Raw genomic sequence first — 18,836 nt, forward strand, 5'->3', positions numbered from 1 at the left:
GCCTACCAGCGATAGCTGATTGTGCCCGTGATGGTGCGCGGGCTGGTGTATTGGCAACCGCCGCCGGTCGTGCAAGCGAGGGTGACGCGGTCGGCGATGTTCTTCACGTTCAGCGCCAGGTTCACGCCCTTCGGCTGGCGATAATGCAGGCCGGCGTCGAACACGACGTAGCCCTCGTTGACGATAGTGTTGGTGGTGTCGGCGAAGGTCGGCCCGTTGTAGCGGACGCCGCCGCCAAGGCCCCAGCCGTCCCAGCTGCCGCCCTGAACCGTGTAGTCGAGATAGGCCGACGCCATCTGGCGGGCCACGAGCGTCGGCACCATGCCGAGGTCGGTCCCGGTGCTCTGCGTCACCTTCACGTCCTGATTGGTGTAGGTCGCCACGAGATTCAGCCCGGGCAGGATCTGCGCCAGCGTCTCGAACTCGACACCGCGCGAATTCACCTCGCCGAGCTGGACCGAGAAGCCGAGATGTGATGGATCCGTCGTGAGCGAGTTTTGCCGCGTCAGGTCATACAGCGCCAGCGTCATCAGCAAGGTGCGCGATGGTTGATACTTGACGCCGACCTCATGCTGCTGCGCCGTCGTCGGCTTGAATGGGCTGCCCGCAAAGTCCGTGCCTGGCGTCGGCAAGAACGACTCCGAATAGCTATAGTAAGGTGCCACTCCGGAATCGAACACATAGGAGACCGCCCCTCGCTTGGTGAAAGCCGTGTCCTTCGTGTCGGTGGTCTTTTTGGTCGCCAAGGCGTAGGTGTTCTGCTCCGACGCGTCGTACCGTCCACCCAGGGTAAAGATCCAGTTCTGGATCTTCATCTGATCCTGGACATAAACGCCGACCTGGTCGATCGTCTGGTTCGCCGAGGGGGTGGTGAGTGCAGTCGGATCCGCGATGGCCTGGTTATAGACCGGATTGATCTTGCTGAGCGACGGCGCACTTCCGGAAGTGGTCCGATCCGTCATGTTGAACGTCAGATAGTCCACGCCGGAGACCACGGTATGCTGAAGCGGCCCGGTGCTGAACTTGCTGATCAGGTGGTTGTCGGTCGACAGGGTGTCGATTTGCTCCTGTATGCGCATCGCGCGCCGTGGAAAGATCGTGGTCGTATCGAGCGGAGTTCCGATGAACGTCAGATAGCGATAGTCGAGCTCGCTGTGGCCGTAGCGGGCCTTCGATTCGAAGATCAGATTGTTGTTGAAGCGATGCTCGAGCTGGTAGCCGACGCGCTCCTGCTCCTGGTCGAATTTGTTGTAGCTGGGATCGCCGAGGAACAGCGGCAGCGCGGTGATACCGGTGATCTTTCCACCCGTTACATGGAGCATCGACAGCGGAAACGCGTTTCCGGTCACGTCGTGCGTGTAGTCGGCAAGAATAGTGAGAGTGGTGTCGTTGGTCGGCTTCCAGGTCACGGCGGGAGCGATATAGGTCCGGTTGTCCTTCACGAAATTCGAGAAGTTCGCGATCTGCGCATCGGAATCCCGGAACACGCCGGTCAAGCGATAGAGCAGCGTGCCATCCTTGGTCGCGGGACCTCCGACGTCGAACGCGCCCTGGAAGCGGTCGTAATTGCCGAACTGGCCGACGATCTCGCCAAAAGCCTGTTCGGGCGGCCGCTTGCTGATGACGTCGACGAGGCCGCCTGGTGCCCCCTGCCCGTACATGACGGAGCTCGGTCCTTTGATGACGTCGATGCGTTCGAAGCCATAGGGCTCGTTGCGGAACAGCGACAGGAAGTTGGGATCGCCGACCTCGCGAAGCCCGTCGCGATAAGCACCGTAGCCGTTGTTGTCGAAGCCGCGGATGAAGACATTGTCGAAGCGCGGGTCCTTGCCGCCCGGTTGAACCGCAAGACCCGCCACATATTGCAGTCCTTCGACCAGGGTTGTGGCCGAGCGGGCATCGAGCTGATCGCGGCTGACGACGGAGACGGATTGGGGCGTCTCGAGAATAGGCGTGTCGGACTTCATCGCAGCCGAGCTGACGACGGGCACGAACCCCTTCACCGGATCCGTACCGCGTTCCACTACAGCGGCGGCCGGCTGAGAACCGCCCTGGGGCACCGGTCCTGCCGCACGAGATCGCGCACCTCTGGCACTCGCAGATCGCGACGTGCGCGATGTCGTAACCTGACGCTTGTTCGCGCGGCTTTGCTCGACCACGACGGGCGGAATATCTGATGCTCCGCCCTGGGCTCGCGCACCGCCGCCAAACGCGATGGCCGGCGGAAGCACGAGAAGACCGCACAGCACCGACACGCGTCCGCGCTTCGTTGCGCGCGCGTCAAACACAAATTCCAGCATTCCCAGTCCCCGAATTCACGGGGACGACCATGCAGAGACTCCGATCGCACAATCAAAGTGTTTTGGACATTCGGATCGTAGAATCCATGTAGACTAGATCCGTTCTAATGAAATGACGCCAGCATCTCGCGCGCATCTTCCGCTGGCTGCATGAATTCCCGACGCTGAACGGTTCATCGCCGCGCCGCGATGACAGACCTGCCGCGGTCGCGATCTAGAATCGCAACCGCCGTGCCCATATCGGTTTCAGCAGTTCGAGCACGGTGAGCACCAGCAAGCCTGCGCCGAACGTCACCATGAGATCGTCCAGGTGCAGGGGACCGAAGCGAAACAGGCTGGACGCCGGCGGCCAGAACAGAGCCGCGGCGAGAACGAGCGTGATCGCCAGGAATATCCAGAGCAATGCCGGGTTCGGACGGAAGAAGGCGGACAGGAACGATGCGCTGAAGGACCGGTTGACCAGCACCAGCGCGACGATGCAGACGACGAGCGCGATGAAGGCGAGCGTGCGCGCCTCGTCGGGAGGAATGCCGGAACGAAGCGCGACGATGAAGATCGCGGCGATCAGCGCGAACGCCAGAACACCCTGAAGAATGCTCCAGCCGACCAACACCCACGAGAACAGCTCCGCATCGGCGCGCCGTGGCGGACGCGCCATGACATCGCGCTCCTCCCGCTCGGCTTCGAACACCAGCGAGCAGACGGGGTCGATGATCAGCTCCAGAAACGCGATGTGAACGGGGCCGAGGATCACGGGCAGCCCGAACACCAGGGGTAGCAGGGCAAGCCCCGCGATCGGAACATGGACGGCGAATATGAAGGCCATCGCCTTGCGGAGATTGTCGTAAATCCGGCGCCCGAGGCGGACGGATGCGACGATCGAGCCGAAATCGTCGTCGAGCAGAACGATCGAGGATGCCTCGCGGGCCACATCGGTGCCGCGGCCGCCCATCGCGACCCCGATATGGGCAGCCTTCAGGGACGGCGCGTCGTTGACGCCGTCGCCGGTCATCGCGACGATCTCACCGTTGCGCTTCATCGCCTGAACGATCCGCAGCTTCTGCTCGGGCAGGACCCGCGCGAACACGTTCACGTTCCTGACGAGCGCCTCCAGCTCGCTCTCGTTCGCGAGCTTGATCTGCGCGCCGGTTACGACCTCTTTGACGTCGAGCCCGGCCTGCGCGGCGATCGCCATGGCGGTCGCAGGATAGTCGCCCGTGATCATGACGACGCGAATGCCGGCCGAACGACATTCCGCCACGGCCTCGGGGACGCCAGGGCGAAGCGGATCGGCCAGCCCGACGAGACCGAGGAAGCGAAACGAAAAGCCTTCCTGCGAGGTCGGCAGACTCTCGCCGCCACAGCTCGCAGCGGCCACGCCCAGCACGCGTAGACCATTCTTTGCCATCGCCGCGACCGAATCGCGCATCGCCTCCTGCTGCGCACCATCCAGCTTGCAGAGGCGGGCAATCGCCTCGGGGGCGCCTTTCGCCGAAGCGAAGACGTCCTGGCGATGCGGCAACCGCCAGACCTGGGTCATCGCCAGCAGCTCGGGTCGCAGGCCGTAGGTGCGTATCAAGGTCGGAGCGCCGCCGGCTTCCTGATCCTTCGGCAGCTTCGCCTGCACGAACGTATGCAGGGCCTTCTCCATCGGATCGAACGGTTGCGGCGAGCTCGCCAGCACGCTGCAACGCGCCAGCTCGAAGAACTCTGCTCCCACAGGAGCGGGCTGCGATGAGCCAAGGCTCATGCTCGTCCCGTCGCGCAGCCTCAGTTCCGCAACCGACATCCGGTTCTGCGTCAGCGTGCCGGTCTTGTCGGTGCACAGCACCGTGGCGGAGCCAAGCACCTCGATCGCGGCGGCGCGCCGCGTCAGCACGCGCGCCTTTGAAATGCGCCAGGCGCCCATCGCCATGAACACCGTGAGGACGACGGCAAACTCCTCGGGAAGCATCGACATGCCGATTGCGATGCCCCCGAGCAGCGCCTGCAGCCAATCCCCGCGCAACGTTCCGTAAAGCAGGACGGCGGCCAGGCTGATCACCGCACCGCCGAGAAAGCAAAGCCGCACCAGCCGTGCGGTCTGTTGTTGCAACCGCGGCGGCTCTGCCTGCAAGCCATGCAGCGACAGTCCGATCTTCCCGATCTCGCTGCGAGGGCCGGTGGCCTCGACCTCGGCCAGGCCCTCGCCTCGCACGACCAACGAGCCTGAATACACAAAAGGCTGATCGTCGCCGCCCGGGCGATGCTCGGCCAAAGCGGCTTCGGGCGTCGGCGTTTTGACGGCCTGCTTGCGAACGGGGACCGACTCGCCGGTCAGCAGGGACTCGTCGACCGCCAGATCATGCGCGCTGACGAGCACCGCGTCTGCCGGCACCCGGTCGCCTTCGGCCAGGACGAGAAGGTCGCCACGGACGACCTCCCGGCCCGCGATCCGCCGCCGCTCCCCATCCCTGACCACGAGCGCGCGCGGACTGGTCAGCTCCCGCAGGGCTTCCAGCACCCGTTCGGTGCGGGTCTCCTGCACGATGGTGATCACGACGGAGATGCCGCCGAATGCGAGGAGCAGCAGCGCCTCGCGGAGGTCGCCGAGCAGGAGGTAAACCAGCCCGCCGCACAGAAGCAGCGCGAGCATCGGCTCGCGCAACACTTCGAGAACGATGCGCAGCGGCGTGCGCCGCTCCGCCCGAGGCAGCTCGTTGTAACCGTCCTGTTTCAGCCGCAGCCGAGCCTCGGTTTCGCTCAGCCCGCCGGAAATGCCGCGTTCTGCCTTGCTCACGTCTTCCGCCGCAGGCTCCAGAGACTTCCAGCCCCCACGATGGCCGTCACGAGCAGGACAGCGACGAAAGTCTGGATGATGGTGAAGTTCAGGGCATCACGCGCCACGAACAGGGCGGTGATTGCGCCGGCAATGACAAAGAGGATGCGGAAGATGATGCTCATGGCCGTGTCTCCAGTTGGCATGACCTGGAGCCCACCTCACCCATCGACTTCAGGGCAGAACGCTGCTTCGGCAATCATGCAGGCGGACAGTACCGGCTGGCCTCCACACGCATTTGCGGAATGTCAAACCGTTGCCTGAGACGCGATGTCGCTGATCCCGCGAACTCCGCCGCCGCCGCTTGCTTGTTGCTTTGCCTGTCCATGACAAGCGCGGCCGAACGAGGGGCGTGTGGCTCGCATGCGAAAATGACGCCGCCGGCGGGAAATAAAGTTCCCGCCCTGCGGGAACCGGAATGATTCCACAATCGAAAACGTTTTATTAAGAATCTCGCCCCTTATTAGCGCAAACACTTCGGCACAACCTCCACGATTTCCGTCAAAGTCCACGGACGGAGACGCGGACGAGTCGTGCCTGCTAAAGGGCGCCATCTCATGAACCTGCGAGCATCCATCGTCGCGACGTGCGTGGGCGCAGCATTCTTCGGGGCTGGCTACATGTGGAACTACCAGCCCGACATCGTCAATCCCGATGAAATATGGAGCATGTTTCAATCTGAGCACCGCAGGGCCCGAGCGGCGGTCTCTCGCGTGCTGATCGAGCCGCACTCAGCTCATTTCAGAGGCCTGCGAACGGTCGAGGCAGACGCTGCGAGATACGTATGCGGCGTTGTGAACGCGAAGAACAGGGCCGGCCACGCGATCGATGCCGCGTTCGTCTACGCCGTGGCCAGCGACTTCGCCCGGGTCGACGACGACGGCCGGATTACCTCCCAACACTTTGCATACAAATCGTGCCCAACGGCGACCGAGGTCAGGACTGCCGAACAACAAATGCCGGTAACACCAGGCGCGCTGGCGGTGGCCAAGGCCGTCGGGAAGGTCATTCCCCCATCCAGTGGCGGCACGATGGAGCAACAGCTTGGCCAACTCGCGGCGCGGACAGCAGCAGTCGCACCGGGAGCGGCGGGCTCGCCCGGTCCGGTGAGGACAGGACCGGCCGGGACGGGACCGGCGCCGGCAGGGCAACCTTCTGTTTCGCAGATGAAGCCTGTACCGGACAGCGAACCGATCTGGCAGGCCGACCGGCCACCGGTCGCATGGCCGGCGCCGCCCTCAGGCCAATGCCCGGCAAAATCGACGCAGGAGCGGACGGCCGCTGAAGCCTTGGCTGTTGCGAAGGAGATCGAAGCGCGTTGGGAGCAGTCGAGAACATTGGAGGCTCCGACGAAGCGTGTATCGTCGGAAGAGATCAAGAGAGCACGCTGCGCGCTGCTTGCCATCGATCCCGCCGACAAGGACTATCCGCAGGCTTGGGCAGCCTTCGTGCGGCTGCGCAACATCGAACGAGACCTGGCCGGTTGAGGCGCGACGTCTTCGGCTGTCGCTATGCCTGTTGCTGCAACGCAACTCTCGCGTCCTGCCGCCGACATGACGGCCGGTCCCACGATCGATCCGCACGGTCCATGCACAAATAGAGCGCGCGCCAGATTACACGCGGACATTGCGAAGATTTTCTGCAACGCGTTCATCACGTGTGCTATCTAAAAGCGCTGCTTCGGAGTGATCCCCGCCCTATGACGACCCAGCGGCCCATAAGCTCTGACGACGAGCACCGGGTGCTCCAGTTCAGGCCGCGCACCTCGCCTTCCCCTGCGGTCCACCGCGGTAGCGGTACCGTGCAGCCGATGCGCGTTGCGCCCGAACCGCTCGACCTGTCACGCTACGAGCAGCCTCGTGCCGAGCCGGACGATTTCCGTCATCGCATGCTCGCCAACATCGCGGCGCTGGCCTTCACGATCGCGTTGACCGCAATCGGAATTTGGCTCGCGGTCAGCATCGCCGACCTGCGCCGGACCCAGGATTGCGTGCTGATGGGCCGTCGCGACTGCGTCAAGATCACGACGCCGCATATCTAGGCCCGATCCGCCGGCGGGAGGGAGCTCCGGCGGGCATCCCCAGCCCCGTCCCCTCGCCTGCCCGGCTCCATTGAACTCAGGGCGGCGCTCCGATATACGGGCTTTCGACCCGGCCAGAGCGGGGGTTGAGGGCGTCATCAGGGCGCGATGCCCACCCACCGTGCCACTCTGGACAATCTGACAAATACCAGCAATATATCAAAGGCTTAGTGATGTCCTCCACATTCGATCAGGTCGCCACGATCATCGCTGAAACCTGCGACATCCCGCGCGACACGATCACGCCGGATAGCCATGCCATCGACGATCTCGGCATCGACAGCCTCGATTTCCTGGACATCGCGTTCGCGATCGACAAGCAGTTCGGTATCAAGCTGCCGCTGGAAAAGTGGACCCAGGAGGTCAACGACGGCAAGGCGACCACCGAGCAGTATTTCGTGCTGAAGAACCTGTGCGCCCGCATCGACGAACTGGTTGCGGCCAAGGGCGCGAGCGCGTAAGCGCGCGGCCATGCAACTCGAATACTTCCACATGATCGATCGCATCGTCGACCTCAAGGTCGACGAGAAGACGATCGTCGTCGAAGCCCAGGTCCCGAAGGAGAGCACCGTCTTCGAGGGGCACTTCCCGGGTTACCCCTTGATGCCCGGCGTGCTCCTGATCGAATCGATGGCGCAGGCCTCGGGCTGGCTCCAGCTCGGCGTGTTCAAGTTCGAGCGCATGCCGATCCTTGCCGCCGTGAAGGAGGCCAAGGTGCGCGGCTCGGTCTTCCCCGGCGACCTTATGAGCATCGAGGCGAGCCTCACCTATGAAGGCTCCGGCTACGCCATGACCGAAGCCAAGATCAGGGTCGGCGGCAAGCTGCGGGCGAACTCGGCGCTGACCTTCACGCTGATCCCCTTCCCCAATGCGGATATGCGCGGATACATGGCGAAAGTCGCCGAGCGTGTCGGCTTTCCCCAACAGGCCGTCTCGCCATGATTGACACTGCTGCGAAGCCCGGCCAGACCGAAGTCTGGATCACCGGCATTGGCCTTGCGACCTCGCTCGGCGAGGGCCTGGACGCCAATTGGGCTGCGCTTCAGGAGAAGCGCATCAACGTCGACGAGAAGGGCTTTGCGCCCTACATCGTGCATCCCCTGATGCCTGTTACCTTCGACAGCCAGATCCCGAAGAAGGGCGACCAGCGCCAGATGGAAGCCTGGCAGCGCATCGGCACCTATGCCGCCGGCCTTGCGCTCGACTCTGCCGGGATAAAGGGCAACAAGGACATCCTGTCGAAGATCGACATGGTGGTGGCCGCCGGCGGCGGCGAGCGCGACCTCAACGTCGACACCGGCGTCCTGACGGCCGAGGCCAAGGGAGCGAACGCGCCCGGCTTCCTCAACGAACGGCTGATGAGCGATCTGCGGCCGACTTTGTTCCTGGCGCAGCTCTCCAACCTGCTCGCCGGCAACATCGCCATCGTGCACGGTCTTGGCGGCACCTCGCGCACCTTCATGGGCGAGGAAGTCGCTGGCGCCGATGCCGCCCGCATCGCGCTGGCGCGCATCGCCTCGGGCGAGAGCGACATTGCCCTGGTCGGCGGCTCGCACAACGGCGAGCGCAAGGACCTCATGGTCCTCTACGAATTCGGCGACTTCAACCTGAAGGACAAGTTTGCACCGGTGTGGGCGCGCAAGGACCACGCCGGCTTCGCGCTCGGCTCGGCCGGCGCGTTCCTGGTGCTGGAATCGAAAGCACACGCGCAAGCGCGCGGCGCAAAGCCGTTCGCAAGACTGTCGAGCGTCGTGGCCGATCTCGCCCGGCGCAAGCAGCCCGGCGACATGGCCGCGACGCTGGAGCAGCTCTGGGCCAAGCTGCCCAAGCGCGAGGGCAAGGGCGCGATCATCACGGGCGCGACCGGTGCGGAGCCGGCGACGAGCGAAGAGCGCGGCTTCCTGAAGGCTCACGCCGACTTTCCGGTGCGTTCGACCGGCACGATGTTCGGCCACACCATGGAGACGCAATTCCCGCTCGGCATCGCGCTCGCCGCGCTGTCGATCTCGCGCGGTGCGCTGTTCCCGCCGAACGATTCCACCGGCACCGAGATTGAAATGCAGGGAGCACCCACCCAGATTGTGGTGGTGGGAGCCGGACACTGGCGCGGCGAAGGCATGGCGCTGGTCGAGGCAGTTGGCTAGCTCACCCGGGGGATCGACATGACTGCACCACGCGACAAACTCGGGCGTCCCGTCGTCGTCGTCACCGGCATGGGGATCATGACCTCGCTCGGTGCCGGCAAGGCCGACAATTGGGCCAAGCTCGTCGCCGGCGAATCCGGCATCCGCACCATTACCCGCTTTCCAATCGATGGCCTGAAGACCACGATGGCCGGCACTGTCGATTTCGTCGGCGTCGAGCCGTTCTCTTCCACCGGCCTGTCCGAACGGATGGCTGAGCTCGTCACGCAGGAAGCGCTCGATCAGGCCGGCATCGGCGCCAAGGCCGATTTCCCGGGTCCGCTCTTCCTCGCGGTCGCGCCGGTCGAGGTGGAATGGCCGCAGCGCCGCGAGCTCGGCCGCGCCGTCGGCAAGCCCGACTTCACGTATGACGATCTGCTGCGGATCTCCGGCGGCGGCAAATACGCCGCTTATCATCACCGTTTCATGTTCGGCTCGGTCGCAGCTTACCTCGCCGAAACCTTCGGCACCAAGGGGTCGCCGATCTCGCTGTCGACGGCGTGCGCGTCCGGAGCCACTTCGATCCAGCTCGGCGTCGAGGCGATCCGACGCGGCGAGACCGATGCCGCGCTGTGCGTCGCCACCGACGGCACGGTCAACCCCGAGGCCATGGTGCGCTTCTCGCTGCTCTCGGCGCTGTCGACCCAGAACGATCCGCCGCAGGCGGCCTCCCGCCCCTTCTCCAAGAACCGCGACGGCTTCGTGATGGCCGAGGGCGCCGGCGCGCTCGTGCTCGAAAGCTACGAAGCCGCCACCGCGCGTGGCGCAAAGATCCTGGGCGTGATCGCCGGCTGCGGCGAGCTCACCGATTCCTTCCATCGCACCCGCTCCTCGCCCGACGGCAAGCCGATCATCGGCTGCATGAACAAGACGCTGGCCGACGCCGGCATGACGCCGGATCAGATCGACCACATCAACGCGCACGGCACCGCGACGCCCGAGAACGACAAGATGGAGTACAACACGACATCGGCCGTGTTCGGCGAGCTCCTGCAGAAGATTCCGGTCACCTCCAACAAGTCGATGGTCGGCCACACCATCTCGGCCGCCGGCGCGGTCGAGGCGATCTTCTCGCTGCTCACGCTCGAGCATCAGCGCATTCCGCCGACGATCAACTACGACACCCCGGATCCCACCATCCTGTTCGACGTCGTCGGCAACAAGGCGCGCGATGCCCGCGTCACCGCCGTGATGTCGAACTCGTTCGGCTTCGGCGGCCAGAACGCCTCGCTGATCCTGACCCGCGAACCGGCCTGACCGGACGCATGGCGCTACTGACTGCGAGCACGAAGGCCCGCGCGCGGCAGGCTGCCAAATCGATCGGCGGCAGCCTGATCGGCGCCGCCACGGTCGGCATGCTGCGCACCACGCGCTATTTCGACCCGGTCAAGACTTCGGACTTTTTCGCACGCGTCGTGAAAACGATCGGCCCGCGCCTGCGCGAGCACCGCATCGGCCGCGCCAATCTCGCTGCAGCCTTTCCCGAGAAGTCGCCGGAGGAGATCGAACAGATCCTGATGGGCGTGTGGGACAATCTCGGCCGCGTCGGCGCCGAGTTCGCCCATATGGACCGTGTCTGGGATTACGACCGTGCCCATGCGGAAAGCAGCCGGATCGAGCTGCCCGAGAGCAGCATCGCACAATTCGACCGCATCCGCGACGACGGCAAGCCGGCGCTGATCTTCGCCGCACATCTGGCCAATTGGGAATTGCCGGCGCTCGCGGCGGTCGCGCACGGGCTGGATACCGCGATCCTCTACCGCCGCCCCAACATCGCCTCCGCCGACCGCATCATCCAGGAGATGCGCCAGGTCAACATGGGCACGCTGATCCCCGCCGGCCGCGACGCGCCGTTGCGGCTCGCGCAGGCGCTGAAGGACGGCAAGCACGTCGCCATGCTGATCGACCAATACCTGACCGGCGGCGTCGAGGTCACCTTCTTCGGCCGCAAGACCCGCGCCAATCCGATGCTGGCGCGCCTGCTCCGTCAGGTCGAATGCCCGATCCACGGCGTGCGCGTCATCCGCCTGCCCGGCTTTCGCTTCCGTGCCGAGCTGACCGAAGAAATCCCGCCGGTGCGCGACGCCGAGGGCAGGATCGACATCCAGGGCACGACGCAGGCCATCACCAACGTGGTGGAGAGCTGGGTGCGCGAGCATCCCGAGCAGTGGCTGTGGCTGCATCGAAGGTGGCGGTAGCTCGTCGTCATTGCGAGGAGCGAAGCGACGAAGCAATCCAGAGTGCCGCCGCGGAGAGATTCTGGATTGCTTCGCTTCGCTCGCAATGACGAAGGGCGCCCCCTAACCGCCCCGTCTTCACCTTGGTCCAGAGGCGGTTGATGATCCGCTGCGTCGCCGGCTCCCGCGCCGTGATGACGAAGAGTTTTGAAAGCGTCGCCTCGTCCGGATAGATGTTCCTGTCGTTCAGGATCTTTGGATCGACCAGCTTCTGGCTGGCGAGGTTGCCGCTGGCGTAGGACAGGAAGTCCGAGTTCTTGGCGGCGACATCAGGGCGGCAGAGGTAGTTGATCAGCTCGTAGGCTTCATTGACGTTCTTGGCATCGGCGGGGATGGCGAGATTGTCGAAGAACATCTGCGCGCCCTCCTTCGGAATGGCGTAGCCGATCTCGATGCCGGCGTTCGCTTCGGCGGCGCGGGCGCGGGCCTGCATGATGTCGCCGGACCAGCCGACCACCAAGCAGATCTCGCCGGTGGCGAGCGCGCTCAAATATTCGGACGAGTGGAACTTGCGGACGGACGGGCGGACCCTGGCGACCGCGTCGGCGGCTTTCTCGAGGTCGGCCTGCTTGGTCGAGTTCGGATCGAGCCCGAGCCAGCTCAGCGCCGCCGGGAAGATGTCGTCGGCGGAGTCGAGCATGTGCACGCCGCAATCCTTGAACTTGGCCAGGTTCTCCGGCTTGAAGACGATGTCCCAACTGTCGATCTTGGCATCGGCCCCGAGGATCTGCTTCACCTTGGCGACGTTGTAGCCGATGCCCGTCGTGCCCCACATGTAGTTAGCGGCGTAGACGTTGCCGGGATCGTAAGTCGCCAGATGCTTGGTCACCATCGGCCAGGCATTGGCGAGGTTCGGCAGCTTCGCCTTGTCGAGCTTCTGGAAGATGTTGGCCTTGATCTGGCGCTGCAGGAAATAGGCCGTGGGCACCACGACGTCGTAGCCGGACTTGCCGGCCATCAGGCGCGTCTCCAGCGTCTCGTTGGCATCGAAGGTATCGTAGACCACCTTGATGCCGGTCTCCTTGGTGAAGGCCTCCAGGACGTCCGGCGCCATGTAGTTGGACCAATTGTAGAAGTTGACGACCCGCTCCTCGGCCCTAGCGGGGACGATGAGCAACGTCAGCGCTGCGGCGAATGCAAAACCAAGGCAAAGCCAGGAAAAGCAAAGCCTCGAGCGGCCAACCTTCGTCATCGCTACCTCTTGCGTCCACGCACCGCGTCGGACAGCCGCTCCAGCGCGGTGTCCAGCGTCTGGTCCTTCTTGGCGAAGCAGAAGCGCACCACCGAGGTCACCGGGTCCTGCTCGTAGAACGCCGAGACCGGGATCGCCGCGACCTTGTAGTCCCTCACGATGCGCCAGCAGAACTCGGTATCGCTCTCGTTCAGCCCGAGCGGCGACAGGTCCACGGTGAGGAAGTAGGTGCCCTGCGACTTCAGCACGGGGAAACCGAGGCTTTCGAGTCCCTTGGTCAGGCGGTCCCTGCTCCGCGTCAGATCCTTGCGCATCGACAGGAAATAGTCGTCGGACTTGCCGAGACCGTAGGCCACGGCGGCCTGCAGATTCGGCGCGGTGGTGAAGGTCAGGAACTGGTGCACCTTGGCGGCGACGCGCAACAGCGGCGGCGCGGCGCAGACGAAGCCGATCTTCCAGCCGGTCAGCGAGAAGATCTTGCCGGCCGAGCCGACCTTGATGGTGCGCTCGCGCATGCCCGGGATGGTGATCAGCGGGATGTGCTTGTGCTCGTCGAAGGTGACGTGCTCCCAGACCTCGTCGCAGATCGCGATGACGTCGAACTCCTGGCAATAGCGCGCGAGCAGCTCGAGGTCCTCGCGCGGATAGACCACCGCGCTGGGATTCAGGGGATTGTTGAACAGCACCGCCTTGGTCTTTGAATTGAAGACGCTTTTCAGCATGTCCTCGTTCAGCCGCCAATGCGGCGGCTCGAGCCGGACCAGGCGCGGAATGCCGCCGGCCTGCCGGATGATCGGCAAATAGGAATCATAGACCGGCTGGAAGCAAACCACCTCGTCGCCAGGCTGGACCACCGCGAGGATGGCCGAGGTCAGCGCCTCGGTGCCGCCGGATGTCACCATCACCTCGCTCATCGGGTCGAGCCTGAGGCCGTGCCAATGGCCGTAATGGGTCGCGATCGCCTGGCGCAGCTCGGGCAGGCCCATCATCGAAGGGTACTGGTTGTAGCCGTTCAGCGAGGCCTCGGCCGCGGCGCGGCGGATGTCCTCCGGGCCGGGATCGTCAGGAAAGCCCTGGCCGAGATTGATCGCGTCGTTGTCGCGCGCGGCCTGCGACATCGCCTCGAAGATGGTGACGGGAAGGTCGGCGAAGACCTTGTTCAGCGAGGAGCTCTTTGACATCGGGTGAGGTCAGCCACCGACCTTGCTGGGAAGACCGGCCGCCTTCCAGCCCAGCATACCGCCGGCCAGATGCTTGTCGTAAGGGAGGCCCGCCGCCTGCGCCGCGAGCGAGGCCGTCACCGAGCGCTTGCCCGAGCGACAGGCGAACACGACCTGCTTGCCTTGGGGATCGGGAATTGCCTTGGGATCGAAGGTCGAGAGCGGCACGACGACGCCGTAAGGGTAGGCCTCGGCTTGGACCTCGTTCGGCTCGCGAACGTCGACCAGCAGATAGCGTCCTTCCGCGACACCTTTGGAGACCTCGTCCGGGGTCAGATCCTGTACCTGGTTTGCCACATCATCCTCCAACGTCGCGAGCCGCATGCCGGGGCGCCCCGGCCGGCGGCAACCTCGCCTCTCGGGAGACGAAAATCAAGCGCTACAAAGGCTTGAGCCGCCCAGCGCAAGTTAAAGCTAAATCGCAGCGAGTTGAAGTGCGGCTTTCGGGAGGGCTGAAAGCTGCCTTTGCCCGAGCCACATCCAGGGTCATTCCCCGCGCAGGCGGGAATCCAGTACGCCGCGGCGGCTGCGGCGAGAGCGAACGTTTCGACGCCGGCCTCTGGGATACTGGATTGCCCGCCTTCGCGGACGACGACTGCGGTGGAGACGGACAGGACGCCGACTTGCGCCTAGATCGCCACCTGGGTGCCGACTTCGACCACGCGGCCGGAGGGGATCTGGAAATAATCCGTGGCGTCGTTGGCGGAGCGGCTGAGCGAGATGAACAGCCGGTCCTGCCAGCGCGGCATGCCCGAATGCGCGGCGGGCTTCAGCGCCCTGCGCGACAGGAAGAACGAGGTCGACATGATGTCGAACTGCCAGCCGAGCTTGCGGGCGATCGCCAGCGCCTTCGGCACGTTGGGCGATTCCATGAAGCCGAACTTCAGTGTCACCTTGGAGAAGGTCGGTGAGATCTGCTCCAGCTTGACGCGCTCGGCCGGATCGATACGCGGGGTCTGCGCCGTCTCGATGGTGAGAATGACGTTCTTCTCGTGCAGCACCTTGTAGTGCTTCAGACTATGCATCAGCGCCGTCGGGGCGCTGAGCGGGTCCGAAGTCAGGAACACGGCGGTGCCGGGCACGCGTTGCGGGGGCCGCTTCTCCAGCATCGCCACGAGGTCGGCGAGCGGGAACTCGAGCTTGCGCGACTTCTCGAACAGCAGCCGGCTACCGCGCCGCCACGTGTACATCAGGATGATCATGAGCGCGCCGAGCGCCAGCGGCACCCAGCCGCCCTCGAACACCTTGAGCAGGTTGGCGGCAAGGAAGGTCAGGTCGAGGAACAGGAATGGCGCAATGAGCGCGGCGGCGGCGAATGGCGACCACCGCCAAACCTTCCAGATCACGACGAAGCCCATCATCGCCGTGACCACCATGGTGCCGGTGACGGAGATGCCATACGCCGACGCCAGCGCGCTGGAGGAGCGGAACAGAAGCACCAGCAACACCACCGCGACCAGCAGCAACTGGTTGATGCGCGGGATGAAGATCTGGCCGGAATGGGCTTCAGAGGTATGGCGAATTTCGAAGCGCGGCAGCAGCCCGAGCTGAATCGCCTGGCGCGTCAGCGAATAGGCGCCGGTGATGACCGCCTGGCTGGCGATCACGGTGGCGGCGGTGGCGAGCACGACCATGGCGCCGCGGATCCAGCCTTGCGGAAACAGCTGGAAGAACGGGCTCTCGATCGCGCCTGGATCGCCGAGCACGAGCGCGCCCTGCCCCAGATAGTTCAGCGCCAGCGACGGCAGCACGATGAACAGCCAGGCGGTCTGGATCGGCCGCTTGCCGAAATGGCCGAGATCGGCGTAGAGCGCCTCCGCGCCGGTGACGGCCAGGAACACCGCGCCGAGCGTCACGAAGCCGATCATGCCGTGGTGGAGCATGAAGGACACGGCATAGAGCGGGTTCAGAGCCAGCAGCACCTGCGGGTGCTGGATGATCGGATGGATCGCCGCGATCGCGAGCACTGCAAACCAGACGCACATGATCGGACCGAAGAACGCGGCGACGCGGGCGGTGCCGCGCGACTGCACGGCAAACAGGCAGACCAGGATGATCACGGTCAGCGGCACGATATAGGGCTCGAACCGCAGCGTGACGTCCTTCATGCCCTCGATCGCCGACAGCACCGAGAGCGCCGGCGTGATCACCGCATCGCCGTAGAACAGCGCGCCGGAGATGATGCCGAGCAGGACGACGGTGGCCCCGCCGGTGCCGACCGCGCGCTGGGCCAGCGCCATCAGGGCGAGCGTGCCGCCCTCGCCGTTGTTGTCGGCGCGGAGCAGGATGACGACGTATTTGAGCGTCACCACGACGATCAGCGCCCAGAGGATCAGGGAGAGCACGCCGAGCACGGCAGCCGGGGTGGCGACGCCTTCGGCGCCCGAGGCCGCCGTCACCGCCTCGCGGAACGCGTAGAGCGGGCTGGTGCCGATATCGCCATAGACCACCCCGATGCTGCCGAGCGTCAGCGCACCGAAACCGGCGGTGGTGTGGGTGTCGCCATGCCCATTGGCCGCCGCCGTTTCCGGTGCGGAAGTCGCTACGTCACTTGTCATGGGAGAGCCCGGTGGCCTCTGAAATGCTTCACTGCACAACGGCGGAAGAGCGCGCGGCTTATAGCCCTGCGCTGCCGGCATAGCCTAGCCCGATTTTGGGCCCTTGGCATGCAATTTTCGCATGGCGGCAGTTGTCTTCAAATAACCACCTGGGTTCCCACTTCAACCACGCGCCCGGTGGGGATCTGGAAATAATCCGTGGCATCGTTGGCGGACCGGCTGAGCGCGATGAACAAATGATCCTGCCACAGCGGCATGCCCGACTGCGGGGATGCTTTCAGCGATCGTCGTGACACGAAGAACGACGTCGACATGATGTCGAACTGCCAGCCCTGCTTGCGCGCGATCGCGAGCGCCTTGGGCACGTTCGGCTGCTCCATGTATCCGAAGCGCAGACGCACCTTGAAGAACTTGTCGCTGATCTTCTCCATGCGGAATCGCTCCGCCAAGTCGACCCGCGGCGTCTGTGCGGTCTCGATGGTCAAGATCACGTTGTGCTCGTGCAGCACCTTGTTGTGCTTGAGGTTGTGCAGCAGCGCGGTCGGCACGAAGGAGGGATCGCTGGTCAGGAACACCGCGGTGCCCTTGACGATGTGCGGGGGCCGCTTCTCGAGGCTCCGGACCAGGTCGTCCAGCGGCACCTCGATCCGGCGCGTTTTCTGGATCAAGATCGCGGACCCCTTCCGCCAGGTCCAGATCGTTCCCGCCATCACCGCGCCGAACAGCAGCGGCACCCAGGCGCCTTCGAGCAGCTTGAGCAGGTTGGCGCTGAAGAAGCTCAAATCGACGATGACGAAGGGGACGATCACGGCCGCGGCCGTCGCCGCGCGCCAGTTCCACAATTTCCAGATCACGACGAAGCCCATGATGCCGTCGGCGACCATGGTGGTGGAGACCGCGATGCCGTAGGCCGACGCCAGATTGCTGGGGGTGTGAAACAGCAGCACCAGCAGCATCACGCCGATCAGCAGCAGCCGGTTCACCCGCGGCAGATAGATCTGGCCGGCATGGGATTCCGAGGTATAGCGCACCTCGAAGCGCGGCAAGAGGCCGAGCTGCACCGCCTGATAGACCAGCGAGTAAGCGCCGGTGATCACCGCCTGGCTCGCGATCACCGTTGCGGCGGTCGCAAGCCCGACCAGCGGCAGCACCAGGCTCTCGGGCACCATGCGATAGAACGAGTGCTGGATCGCACTGGGATCGGACAGCACCAGCGCACCCTGCCCGAAATAGTTGATCAGGAGCGCGGGCAGCACGAAGAACATCCAGGCCGACTGGATCGGCTTGCGTCCGAAATGGCCGAGATCGGCATAGAGCGCCTCGCCGCCGGTAACCGCCAGGAACACCGCGCCGAGCGTCACGAGGCCGATCGTTCCGTGCGACAGCACGAACTGCACCGCGTAATAAGGATTGATTGCCGCCAGCACGGAGGGGTCGTCGGCGATGTGGACCGCCCCCATCACCGCGATGACGGTGAACCAAACCACCATCACCGGCCCGAACGCCGAAGCGACCAGCGCGGTCCCTTTGCTCTGTACCGCGAACAGCAGCACCAGGATGAGGACGGTGAGCGGCACGACGTAGTGCTCGAGCGCAGGGGTTGCGAGCTTCAGGCCTTCCACTGCCGATAGCACCGAGATCGCCGGCGTGATCATGGAATCGCCGATGAACATGGAGGCGCCGACCACGCCGAGGGCGAGCAGCACCCAGCTTCGCCGCCCGAGCGCGCGTTGACCGAGCGCCATCAGCGAGAGCGTGCCGCCCTCCCCGTTATTGTCGGCACGCAGCAGCAGCAGGACGTATTTGGCGGTGACGACGATCAGCAGGGCCCACAGGATCAGCGAGAGCACCCCAAGCACGATGCCCCGTGAGACCGGCTCGCCATGGGCGGCGGCCTTGACCGCCTCGTGGAATGCGTAGAGCGGCGAGGTGCCGATATCGCCGAAGACGACGCCGATGCTCCCGAGCGTAAGGGACCAAAAACCCGATCTGACCGGCCCTTCCTGGGTCTCGGCCTGTGTGATACTCGCCGTCATGAGGGTGGAAAACGCTTCTTCCCTGGATTCGATCCGGCGCCTTTTGACGCTTCCGATGTGCCTGTCAATCGGCGCACCACCATAGCAGGCGCCGAGCCGGATGCTGTGACGCCGCAGCCACGCTCATCGCCGGCGCGACGACATGCCTCAGGTAGGATGGTAGCGCAAGGGGGTCAGCTTCCGGGCATGATCGCGTCGGAAGGCCGATGCTC

Annotated in this window: 14 protein-coding genes and 1 pseudogene; 7 read left to right on the forward strand and 8 right to left on the reverse strand. The window is 64.7% G+C overall.

Translation table 11 applies throughout. From position 1 onward, the window contains the following. Nucleotides 1-2: 2 nt before the first annotated feature. From E4K64_RS13200 to E4K64_RS40285, 3 genes are all read right to left on the reverse strand, one after another. Complete coding sequence (locus E4K64_RS13200) at nt 3-1,967, reverse strand: TonB-dependent siderophore receptor (RefSeq protein ID WP_135163969.1); 1,965 nt, start codon at nt 1,965-1,967, stop codon at nt 3-5. A gap of 547 nt (nt 1,968-2,514) precedes the next feature. Further along, nucleotides 2,515-5,079 carry a cation-translocating P-type ATPase gene (locus E4K64_RS13205; protein WP_135163894.1) on the reverse strand — a complete coding sequence of 855 codons (2,565 nt, stop codon included), beginning with the start codon at nt 5,077-5,079 and terminating at the stop codon, nt 2,515-2,517. Further along, entirely contained in the window at nt 5,076-5,243 is a 168-nt protein-coding gene (locus E4K64_RS40285) for a hypothetical protein (protein WP_164719030.1), read from the reverse strand. The genes E4K64_RS13205 and E4K64_RS40285 overlap by 4 nt, the downstream gene beginning before the upstream one ends. A 432-nt stretch (nt 5,244-5,675) precedes the next feature. On the opposite strand from E4K64_RS40285, the gene E4K64_RS13210 reads away from it, so the two are divergent. The 7 genes from E4K64_RS13210 (at nt 5,676) to E4K64_RS13240 (ending at nt 11,579) form a co-directional block, all read left to right on the forward strand. Next, nucleotides 5,676-6,605, forward strand: coding sequence for a hypothetical protein (locus E4K64_RS13210; protein WP_135163895.1), 930 nt, complete (start codon nt 5,676-5,678; stop codon nt 6,603-6,605). A 212-nt stretch (nt 6,606-6,817) separates the two neighbouring features. Continuing rightward, on the forward strand, nt 6,818-7,159 hold the full coding sequence (locus E4K64_RS13215; protein ID WP_135163896.1) for a hypothetical protein: 342 nt from the start codon (nt 6,818-6,820) through the stop codon (nt 7,157-7,159). Between the two features lie 212 nt (nt 7,160-7,371). Then, nucleotides 7,372-7,659: an acyl carrier protein gene (locus tag E4K64_RS13220; RefSeq protein WP_007592476.1), complete on the forward strand. Its 288-nt coding sequence runs from the start codon at nt 7,372-7,374 to the stop codon at nt 7,657-7,659. Nucleotides 7,660-7,669: 10 nt separating this feature from the next. After that, on the forward strand, nt 7,670-8,140 hold the full coding sequence (locus E4K64_RS13225; RefSeq protein WP_135163897.1) for a 3-hydroxyacyl-ACP dehydratase FabZ family protein: 471 nt from the start codon (nt 7,670-7,672) through the stop codon (nt 8,138-8,140). Continuing rightward, the gene (locus E4K64_RS13230) at nt 8,137-9,342 is read left to right on the forward strand and encodes a beta-ketoacyl-ACP synthase (protein WP_126261229.1); all 1,206 of its coding nucleotides are present in this window, start codon (nt 8,137-8,139) and stop codon (nt 9,340-9,342) included. Before E4K64_RS13225 ends, E4K64_RS13230 begins: the two co-directional genes overlap by 4 nt. 18 nt (nt 9,343-9,360) lie before the next feature. Next, nucleotides 9,361-10,638 (forward strand): beta-ketoacyl-ACP synthase, encoded by a 1,278-nt coding sequence (locus E4K64_RS13235; RefSeq protein WP_135163898.1) that lies wholly within the window; start codon nt 9,361-9,363, stop codon nt 10,636-10,638. Nucleotides 10,639-10,646: 8 nt separating this feature from the next. After that, a complete protein-coding gene (locus E4K64_RS13240; RefSeq protein WP_135163899.1) occupies nt 10,647-11,579 on the forward strand; it encodes a lipid A biosynthesis lauroyl acyltransferase in 933 nt (310 codons plus the stop codon). A gap of 106 nt (nt 11,580-11,685) precedes the next feature. Here the strand turns inward: E4K64_RS13240 and E4K64_RS13245 are convergent. From E4K64_RS13245 to E4K64_RS13265, 5 genes and pseudogenes are all read right to left on the reverse strand, one after another. Then, nucleotides 11,686-12,810: pseudogene (locus E4K64_RS13245) on the reverse strand (polyamine ABC transporter substrate-binding protein); the annotation flags it as partial. A 2-nt stretch (nt 12,811-12,812) separates the two neighbouring features. After that, nucleotides 12,813-13,991, reverse strand: coding sequence for an aminotransferase (locus tag E4K64_RS13250; RefSeq protein WP_135163900.1), 1,179 nt, complete (start codon nt 13,989-13,991; stop codon nt 12,813-12,815). Nucleotides 13,992-14,000: 9 nt separating this feature from the next. Then, nucleotides 14,001-14,327 (reverse strand): rhodanese-like domain-containing protein, encoded by a 327-nt coding sequence (locus tag E4K64_RS13255; RefSeq protein WP_128925005.1) that lies wholly within the window; start codon nt 14,325-14,327, stop codon nt 14,001-14,003. 332 nt (nt 14,328-14,659) lie between these two features. Then, nucleotides 14,660-16,588: a potassium transporter Kup gene (locus tag E4K64_RS13260; RefSeq protein ID WP_135163902.1), complete on the reverse strand. Its 1,929-nt coding sequence runs from the start codon at nt 16,586-16,588 to the stop codon at nt 14,660-14,662. A gap of 137 nt (nt 16,589-16,725) precedes the next feature. Then, a complete protein-coding gene (locus E4K64_RS13265) occupies nt 16,726-18,624 on the reverse strand; it encodes a potassium transporter Kup (protein WP_135163903.1) in 1,899 nt (632 codons plus the stop codon). Nucleotides 18,625-18,836: the final 212 nt, after the last annotated feature.

Origin of the sequence: Bradyrhizobium frederickii (assembly GCF_004570865.1) — a bacterium.
In the GTDB taxonomy this organism is placed as follows: Bacteria; Pseudomonadota; Alphaproteobacteria; order Rhizobiales; family Xanthobacteraceae; genus Bradyrhizobium; species Bradyrhizobium frederickii.

Excerpts from the sequence above, each read along its gene's own strand:
- E4K64_RS13200 (WP_135163969.1), bottom strand. The coding sequence starts at position 1,967 with ATGAAGTCCGACACGCCTATTCTCGAGACGCCCCAATCCGTCTCCGTC.
- E4K64_RS13250 (WP_135163900.1), bottom strand. The coding sequence starts at position 13,991 with ATGTCAAAGAGCTCCTCGCTGAACAAGGTCTTCGCCGACCTTCCCGTC.
- E4K64_RS13235 (WP_135163898.1), top strand. The coding sequence starts at position 9,361 with ATGACTGCACCACGCGACAAACTCGGGCGTCCCGTCGTCGTCGTCACC.
- E4K64_RS13260 (WP_135163902.1), bottom strand. The coding sequence starts at position 16,588 with ATGACAAGTGACGTAGCGACTTCCGCACCGGAAACGGCGGCGGCCAAT.
- E4K64_RS13215 (WP_135163896.1), top strand. The coding sequence starts at position 6,818 with ATGACGACCCAGCGGCCCATAAGCTCTGACGACGAGCACCGGGTGCTC.
- E4K64_RS13240 (WP_135163899.1), top strand. The coding sequence starts at position 10,647 with ATGGCGCTACTGACTGCGAGCACGAAGGCCCGCGCGCGGCAGGCTGCC.
- E4K64_RS13210 (WP_135163895.1), top strand. The coding sequence starts at position 5,676 with ATGAACCTGCGAGCATCCATCGTCGCGACGTGCGTGGGCGCAGCATTC.
- E4K64_RS13225 (WP_135163897.1), top strand. The coding sequence starts at position 7,670 with ATGCAACTCGAATACTTCCACATGATCGATCGCATCGTCGACCTCAAG.
- E4K64_RS13265 (WP_135163903.1), bottom strand. The coding sequence starts at position 18,624 with ATGACGGCGAGTATCACACAGGCCGAGACCCAGGAAGGGCCGGTCAGA.
- E4K64_RS13230 (WP_126261229.1), top strand. The coding sequence starts at position 8,137 with ATGATTGACACTGCTGCGAAGCCCGGCCAGACCGAAGTCTGGATCACC.
- E4K64_RS40285 (WP_164719030.1), bottom strand. The coding sequence starts at position 5,243 with ATGAGCATCATCTTCCGCATCCTCTTTGTCATTGCCGGCGCAATCACC.
- E4K64_RS13220 (WP_007592476.1), top strand. The coding sequence starts at position 7,372 with ATGTCCTCCACATTCGATCAGGTCGCCACGATCATCGCTGAAACCTGC.